8 protein-coding genes are annotated in these 6811 nt (G+C 36.2%); 6 read left to right on the forward strand and 2 right to left on the reverse strand.

Going from position 1 to position 6811, the window contains the following annotated elements; all coding sequences use genetic code 11:
• The first annotated feature begins 259 nt into the window (after positions 1-259).
• The 5 genes from LQU93_RS09560 (at position 260) to LQU93_RS09580 (ending at position 4878) form a co-directional block, all read left to right on the forward strand.
• Complete coding sequence (locus LQU93_RS09560; protein ID WP_229933660.1) at positions 260-1000, forward strand: TerC family protein; 741 nt, start codon at positions 260-262, stop codon at positions 998-1000.
• Positions 981-2246: a 3-isopropylmalate dehydratase large subunit gene (gene leuC, locus LQU93_RS09565; RefSeq protein WP_229933661.1), complete on the forward strand. Its 1266-nt coding sequence runs from the start codon at positions 981-983 to the stop codon at positions 2244-2246. Before LQU93_RS09560 ends, leuC begins: the two co-directional genes overlap by 20 nt.
• A gap of 142 nt (positions 2247-2388) precedes the next feature.
• Complete coding sequence (obgE, locus tag LQU93_RS09570; protein ID WP_229933662.1) at positions 2389-3438, forward strand: GTPase ObgE; 1050 nt, start codon at positions 2389-2391, stop codon at positions 3436-3438.
• On the forward strand, positions 3435-3599 hold the full coding sequence (locus LQU93_RS09575; protein ID WP_229933663.1) for a hypothetical protein: 165 nt from the start codon (positions 3435-3437) through the stop codon (positions 3597-3599). The genes obgE and LQU93_RS09575 overlap by 4 nt, the downstream gene beginning before the upstream one ends.
• A gap of 82 nt (positions 3600-3681) precedes the next feature.
• Positions 3682-4878, forward strand: a complete 1197-nt coding sequence (locus tag LQU93_RS09580) for an MFS transporter (RefSeq protein ID WP_229933664.1) — start codon at positions 3682-3684, stop codon at positions 4876-4878.
• Here the strand turns inward: LQU93_RS09580 and LQU93_RS09585 are convergent.
• Together LQU93_RS09585 and LQU93_RS09590 are read right to left on the reverse strand one after the other, a co-directional pair.
• Positions 4871-5107, reverse strand: a complete 237-nt coding sequence (locus LQU93_RS09585) for a replication/maintenance protein RepL (RefSeq protein WP_229933665.1) — start codon at positions 5105-5107, stop codon at positions 4871-4873. The genes LQU93_RS09580 and LQU93_RS09585 overlap by 8 nt on opposite strands.
• Positions 5100-5465 (reverse strand): diacylglycerol kinase, encoded by a 366-nt coding sequence (locus LQU93_RS09590; RefSeq protein WP_229933666.1) that lies wholly within the window; start codon positions 5463-5465, stop codon positions 5100-5102. The genes LQU93_RS09585 and LQU93_RS09590 overlap by 8 nt, the downstream gene beginning before the upstream one ends.
• Before the next feature lie 55 nt (positions 5466-5520).
• Here LQU93_RS09590 and LQU93_RS09595 point away from each other — a divergent pair, with 55 nt between their 5' ends.
• Complete coding sequence (locus tag LQU93_RS09595) at positions 5521-6279, forward strand: exodeoxyribonuclease III (protein WP_229933667.1); 759 nt, start codon at positions 5521-5523, stop codon at positions 6277-6279.
• The last annotated feature ends 532 nt before the right edge of the window (positions 6280-6811 follow it).

The raw sequence follows: 6811 nt of genomic DNA on the forward strand, positions 1-6811 counted from the left end.
TTAACTCAGAAAGGGTTAAAAGTGGTTTCTCTCAACTCGTGAGCTGGAATTATATAAGAGTAATGCTTAAAAAGAGATTAAAAAAATAGTGAATTTGGGGGAAATTTGAAATTTATTTATTTTTTTAAATTTAATCCAAAATTTTGCAGCACAAATTTCACCACTATATAAAACATTAAATTTATAGTAAATATTTCCACTTTATCTAAAATATATTTTTTTTTGATATACTTCGCAAAATTTTTACTAAGGACTTACATTGTTTGAATGGATTTACTCGCCAGAAGCATGGATTTCGCTTCTGACGCTAACTGGACTTGAGATTGTTTTAGGCATAGATAATATCATATTTATCGCGATACTCGTTGGAAAACTTCCAACTCATCAACGTGACAAAGGACGAATCATTGGACTTAGCCTTGCTATGATGACTAGAATTTTGCTCTTATTGTCGCTATTTTGGATAATGCAACTTACAAAACCGCTTTTTAGTGTATTCTCGCTGCAGATCACCGGACGAGACATTGTTTTAATACTTGGAGGACTGTTTTTAATTGCTAAATCAACAATCGAAATACACTCTAGCATAGGCGAAGAGCATAAAGATAACAACAATAGTGCTATTAAAGGTGCAAGCTTTTTGTTTATAGTTACACAAATAGCCATCATAGACATAGTATTCTCTTTAGATAGTGTCATAACAGCTGTTGGTATGGCACAGCATATTCAAATCATGATACTTGCCGTAATTATCGCAGTTGGAGTCATGATGTTTGCATCAAAAGCAATATCAAATTTTATCGATAACAACCCAACAATTAAAATTTTAGCACTAGCTTTCTTGATACTTATCGGTTTTGCACTCGTTGGCGAAGGGTTTGGACTACATATACCAAAAGGCTACATATACTTCGCAATGGCATTTTCACTAAGTGTTGAATTTATAAACATATACTCTAGAAAAAAACAAAAGGAACACAATGAAACAAACCATAACTGAAAAAATTTTCTCAGCTCACGCAGGTGAAGCGGCATTTGCAGGGCAAATCGTGCAAAGCCCTATTGATATGGTAATTGGCAATGACATAACCACGCCAATTTCTATAAAGCAGTTTGAAAGAAGCGGAGCAAAATCACTTGCTAATCCAGATGGTTTTGCTATTGTGATGGATCACTATATCCCAGCAAAAGATATCGCAAGTGCAAATCAAGCTAAAATTTCACGCGATTTTGCTTACAAGCATGATTTAAAGCACTTTTTTGACGAAAAAGATATGGGTATAGAACACGCTCTACTTCCAGAAAAAGGGCTTGTGATGCCTGGTGATGTTATCATCGGAGCAGATAGTCACACCTGTACTCACGGCGCTCTTGGGGCATTTGCAACCGGCATGGGCTCAACCGACTTAGCTTACGCGATGATAACTGGCAAAAACTGGTTTAAGGTTCCTGAAAGTATAAAAGTCATATTTAGCGGCAAAATGTCACAGCACCTATATGGCAAGGACTTAATACTAGAGATAATCCGCCAAATCGGCGTTGATGGTGCGTTGTATAAAGCGTTAGAATTTACTGGAGATACGATAGCACAGCTTGATATGGATAGTCGTTTTAGTTTGTGTAATATGGCAATAGAGGCTGGTGCAAAAAACGGCATAGTGGCTTACGATGAGATAACGAAAGAATTTTTAAGTGATAAAAATTTACGCTCAAAACCAGTCATTCACTACTCAGACGAAGGTGCAAAATACGAGCGTATAATCGAGATAGATGTTAGCAAGCTTGATCCAGTTGTGGCATATCCATTTTTACCAAGCAACGGCAAAAGTGTGCGTGAGGCAGTAAAAGATGATTTAAGCATAGATCAAGTATTTATAGGCTCTTGCACAAATGGCAGACTTAGCGACCTTCGTATAGCAGCTGAAATTTTAAAAGGCAAAAGAGTTTCTAAAAAAACACGCCTTATTATCACTCCAGCTACACAAAAAATAGCACTTGCAGCTCAAAAAGAGGGGCTAATGGATATATTTGCTGAGGCTGGTGCAGTCGTTAGCAACCCAACTTGCGGTGCGTGTCTTGGCGGATATATGGGAATTTTGGCTGATGGCGAAAGATGCGTAGCTACTACAAATAGAAATTTTGTAGGCAGAATGGGTGCAAGAACAAGTGAAATTTATCTAGCAAACTCAGCCGTTGCAGCAGCTTCAGCCATAGCTGGTAAGATAGCTGATCCACGCGATATATAATCCCCAAACAGTTGCCAAAATTTGACCGATAAATAGCTAGGTTTAAATTTTGGCACCCTATTTTCTAACTAAAGCCAAAAAGGCAAAATTTTCTTTATTTTAGCTATTTTTGATATAATCGCAAAAAATTTAAAGGTAAAATATGTTTATAGATAGTGCGAGTTTTAGAGTGTCATCAGGGCATGGTGGTGCTGGAGCGGTGAGCTTTAGACGTGAAAAGCACGTCATATTAGGTGGTCCAGATGGCGGAGATGGCGGAGATGGCGGAGATGTTTATTTTGTAGTAGATAACAACTCACATACGCTAGCTGCTTACAAAGGCAAAAGAAGTCTCTCAGCCAAAAACGGCGAAGCTGGTATGGGTTCAAGAATGAATGGCAAAAAAGGCGAGAGCCTAACGCTCATCGTGCCACCAGGAACCGCCGTATATGACGCTGACACAAATGAGTTACTGTGTGATTTGACTAAGCAAGGACAAAAGGTGCTATTTTTAAAAGGTGGCAAGGGCGGACTTGGCAACGTGCATTTTAAATCAAGCACAAATCAAGCACCAGAATATGCACAAAAAGGCACTCCAGAAGAGGTAAAAAACATAAGGCTTGAGCTAAAACTAATAGCCGATGTTGGACTGGTTGGCTTTCCAAATGTTGGCAAATCAACGCTCATATCAACCGTATCAAACGCCAAACCACAAATTGCAAATTATGAATTTACAACACTAACGCCAAAACTTGGGCAAGTGGTGGTTGATGATTATAACGGCTTTGTCATGGCTGATATACCGGGTATTATTGAGGGCGCAAGTGACGGCAGGGGACTTGGATTAAAGTTTTTAAAACATATCGAGCGAACAAAAGTGCTTTTGTATATGATTGACCTGGCAAACTATAGAGATTTAAGCGAACAATTTAGCACTCTTAAAGAAGAGGTGGCTAAATTCTCACCACAACTAGCCACTCGTGCTTATGCAATAGCCCTTACTCGCCTTGATGCTTGTGATGATGAGAGTAAAATTTCAGACTTTATTGCTGAGCTTGGACTTGGCAATAATTTACAAAATTTTAAACAAGATATTTATGAGTATGACGATCAAAAGCCATTTTTCGTGCTTCCTATAAGTTCAGCAACAAATAAAAACATAAATGAGCTAAAATTTAATCTACTTAAACTAGTCCAAAAAGATAGTAAGTGAAAATTTTAAGACCTGTGAGTGTGGCAATGCTTAAAATTTTGCCACACATGCAAACAATAAACACTCTAAACAAAACTAGCATGATAAAGATAAATTTAAAAAATATGGCATTTATTTACAATAATACAATAAATACTTATGAGTATATTAAGCAAAAATAGCATGATACATATCTTAATTTCACGCTTAAAACAAGACTATTTTTACAAAAATTTCACAAATTAAGCACAAACAAGGCAACGCATGAAAGCATATCTAACCCTACTAAAAACAGAGCAAAATTTTCGTCTTTTAAGCATAGTTCAGCTTATCTGCTACTTTGCTGCGTGGTTTTCGCATACTGGCATTTTTACGCTACTTATTGAGCTAAAAGCACCGGTTTGGGCGATAACGCTATCTGCAGCTATGGCATTTTTGCCAGGGATTTTCCTAGCACCTTTTAGCGGAGTTTTGATAGACAAACTAAATCCAAAACCTATGCTAATCACCATGATAGCCATAGAGTGCATAACTGTGCTAATGCTACTTTTTATAGATAGTCTAAGTCTGCTGTGGCTACTTTTGGTGCTAATTTTTGTGCGTATGGGCATAGGCGGAGTTTATTTTCAAGCAGAAATGAGTCTGCTTCCTAAAATTTTAAGTGCCGACAACCTAAAACTAGCAAACGAAATCCACTCTATCATATGGGCTGTTTCATATACGGCTGGAATGGGTTTAGCTGGAGTTTTTATACATTTTTTTGGCATAAAAGCAGCGTTTTTATTTGATGCATTTATGTATGTTGTAAGCTTTTATTTTTTATTTTTACTACGTTTGCCTGATGTTGTTTTGGGTATTAGCGAAAGTGCTATAAAAATGCTAAAAAGCGGACTTAGCTACCTAAAACAAAACCGCCTAATCATACATCTAATGCTACTTCATGCCTTTGTTGGACTTACTGCATATGACGCCATAATCGCACTTTTAGCCGATACAAACTACAAATTTATCCTATCTGTTTCACTTGCCATAGGACTTACCAACGCATCACGTGCCGTTGCACTCATGATAGCACCGCCAATACTCTCAAAGCTCATAAATAAGACAAATTTAAGCCTATTTTTTATACTTCAAGGCGTTGGGATTTTGATATGGTCATTTTTACAGTACAACTTTTATCTAGGTTTTATCGGTATGTTTTGTGCTGGATTTTTTACATCAACACTTTGGAGCTATACATACACGCTAATTCAGCAAAACTGCGATGAGAGATTTTACGGACGCGTTATCGCTTATAACGATATGTTTTTCTTAGGGGTAAGTGCCCTAACTTCACTTGCTATAGGTGCGATGTTTCAGATGAAATTTTCACTTAGTTTTATTAGCGGCATGCTTGGCGTTATGTTTATTTTGGGTAGTTTTTATTATCGTTGGATTGCCAAAAATTATACTATTAAATAACATTTAGTTTATAAACGCCATTTTTAATTTTGATTAGGACTTTTTTACTCTCAAGCAATTTTATAGTATCAATTACCGTTGGTTTGCTTACATTTATGCTCTCGCATATTTGTGCTATTTTTAAAAAAATAAATCCGCACTCATCGGCACTATTAAGCATCCACTCTATGATTTTAAGCTTTTTTTCGCCTAAAATCGCACCAAATACAGCTTTTTCACGTTCATTCATAAATTTTACCAACCAATGCATAAATCCAAAGTCCAGCACATAAAAAATTACACACCATCACAGCGGCACTTCCTGCATCCTTAGCTGCACCAGCTAATGCGTGATACTGCGGACTTACAAGATCGACAACACGCTCAATGGCTGAATTTATACACTCACAAACAAGCACCAAAATCATAGAAAAGATAAGAAATAAGCTTAAAACCATACCAAAATCAAGAAAAAAAAGTGACAAAAAAAGCGGAGTAAAAATGAAAATTTCAAGCCTAAATGAGCTTTCGTTTTTGTAAATATCTTTTATGCCATTTACGGCATAGCCCCAATTTTTAAAAAATTTATATTGCGGTTGATTTCTCAAAATTTTGCCTTAGATTAATAAAATTTTCGTATAATTTTAGCAAAAAAGGATTAAAATGAAACTAATTAGCTGGAATGTCAATGGACTTCGTGCCGTGGTTGGCAAAGATGGTTTTGCTTGGCTTGATGAGATTGAGCCTGATTTTTTAGCATTGCAAGAGATTAAAGTCAAACAAAGCGATGTGCCAAGCGAGATTTACAACCTTGGCTTTGATGAGATTAGCACAAACTCAGGAGAGCGTGCTGGATACTCAGGTGTAATGAGCATGAGCAAATTTAAAACATCATCATTTAAAGGACAATTCTTTGACGATAGCGAAGGCAGGGTTTTAGAGCATCATTTTGGCGATATCGTGCTGTTTAATATCTACTTTCCAAATGGACAAAAAGATGACGAACGTCTAGAATATAAGATGAATTTTTATGAAGCGTTTTTAAAGTATTGTGATGAAATTTTAGCCTTAAACAAACACATCATAATATGCGGCGATGTCAATACCGCCCACCGTGAAATAGATCTAAAAAATCCCAAAGCAAACTCCAAAACTTCTGGATTTTTAGACATCGAAAGAGAGTGGATCGACAAGCTACTCGCACATGGTTTTATCGATACTTTTAGGCATATTAATGGCGATGTTTTAGACGCTTATTCGTGGTGGAGCTACCGCTTTAACGCAAGGGCAAAAAACATAGGCTGGAGAATTGATTATTTTTTCATATCAAGCGGACTAAAGGACAAGCTAAAAGATGCCTTTATACTAGATCAAATCACAGGAAGCGATCACTGCCCTGTTGGCATAGAGCTAGAAATTTAATTAGCTTTTATTATCTGCGACGTGAGTGCTTGTCATACGCTTTGATTTTCTTGCACTCATCGATATACTTGTAGGATTATAAAATATCGTTTAATTTTAGACCCAATCACGTTTTTCCTACAAGAATCTTTGTTGATCTTATGAAGCGTTCTTGCCTTGCAAATAGATAAACAAATCAAATTTACAAATCTAAATACAAAAGTATCACACCAACAAAGCAATATTTTGTAAAATCTTAAATTTCAAGAAATATCTTTTTAAAATTAGCATCAATTTAACTTAACAAGACTTTCTTTTATCAATTTTAATAAAATTTGATAAAAATCATCTTGGCGATAGTAGCGACTAAAGCAAAGCGATGATAAACGCAGTAAAATAGGCTTTTAAGTGTGATACGGCACGAAGCAGAGCAAATACAGCTTGTTTGCTACTATCTGCGTGACATCTTTATCACGCACTATTTTGCTTTGAAATAGCTTTAATTCTTTGCTAAATTTACTTGTTTTCTCACACTCTTTGACATTAATGCAAA

The sequence above is a fragment of the Campylobacter majalis genome (assembly GCF_905120465.1).
GTDB lineage: Bacteria > Campylobacterota > Campylobacteria > Campylobacterales > Campylobacteraceae > Campylobacter_A > Campylobacter_A majalis.

What these genes read in the sequence shown, in the direction of transcription:
- obgE (WP_229933662.1), top strand. Translation starts at nt 2,389, where the DNA reads ATGTTTATAGATAGTGCGAGTTTTAGAGTGTCATCAGGGCATGGTGGT.
- LQU93_RS09585 (WP_229933665.1), bottom strand. Translation starts at nt 5,107, where the DNA reads ATGAATGAACGTGAAAAAGCTGTATTTGGTGCGATTTTAGGCGAAAAA.
- LQU93_RS09580 (WP_229933664.1), top strand. Translation starts at nt 3,682, where the DNA reads ATGAAAGCATATCTAACCCTACTAAAAACAGAGCAAAATTTTCGTCTT.
- LQU93_RS09595 (WP_229933667.1), top strand. Translation starts at nt 5,521, where the DNA reads ATGAAACTAATTAGCTGGAATGTCAATGGACTTCGTGCCGTGGTTGGC.
- leuC (WP_229933661.1), top strand. Translation starts at nt 981, where the DNA reads ATGAAACAAACCATAACTGAAAAAATTTTCTCAGCTCACGCAGGTGAA.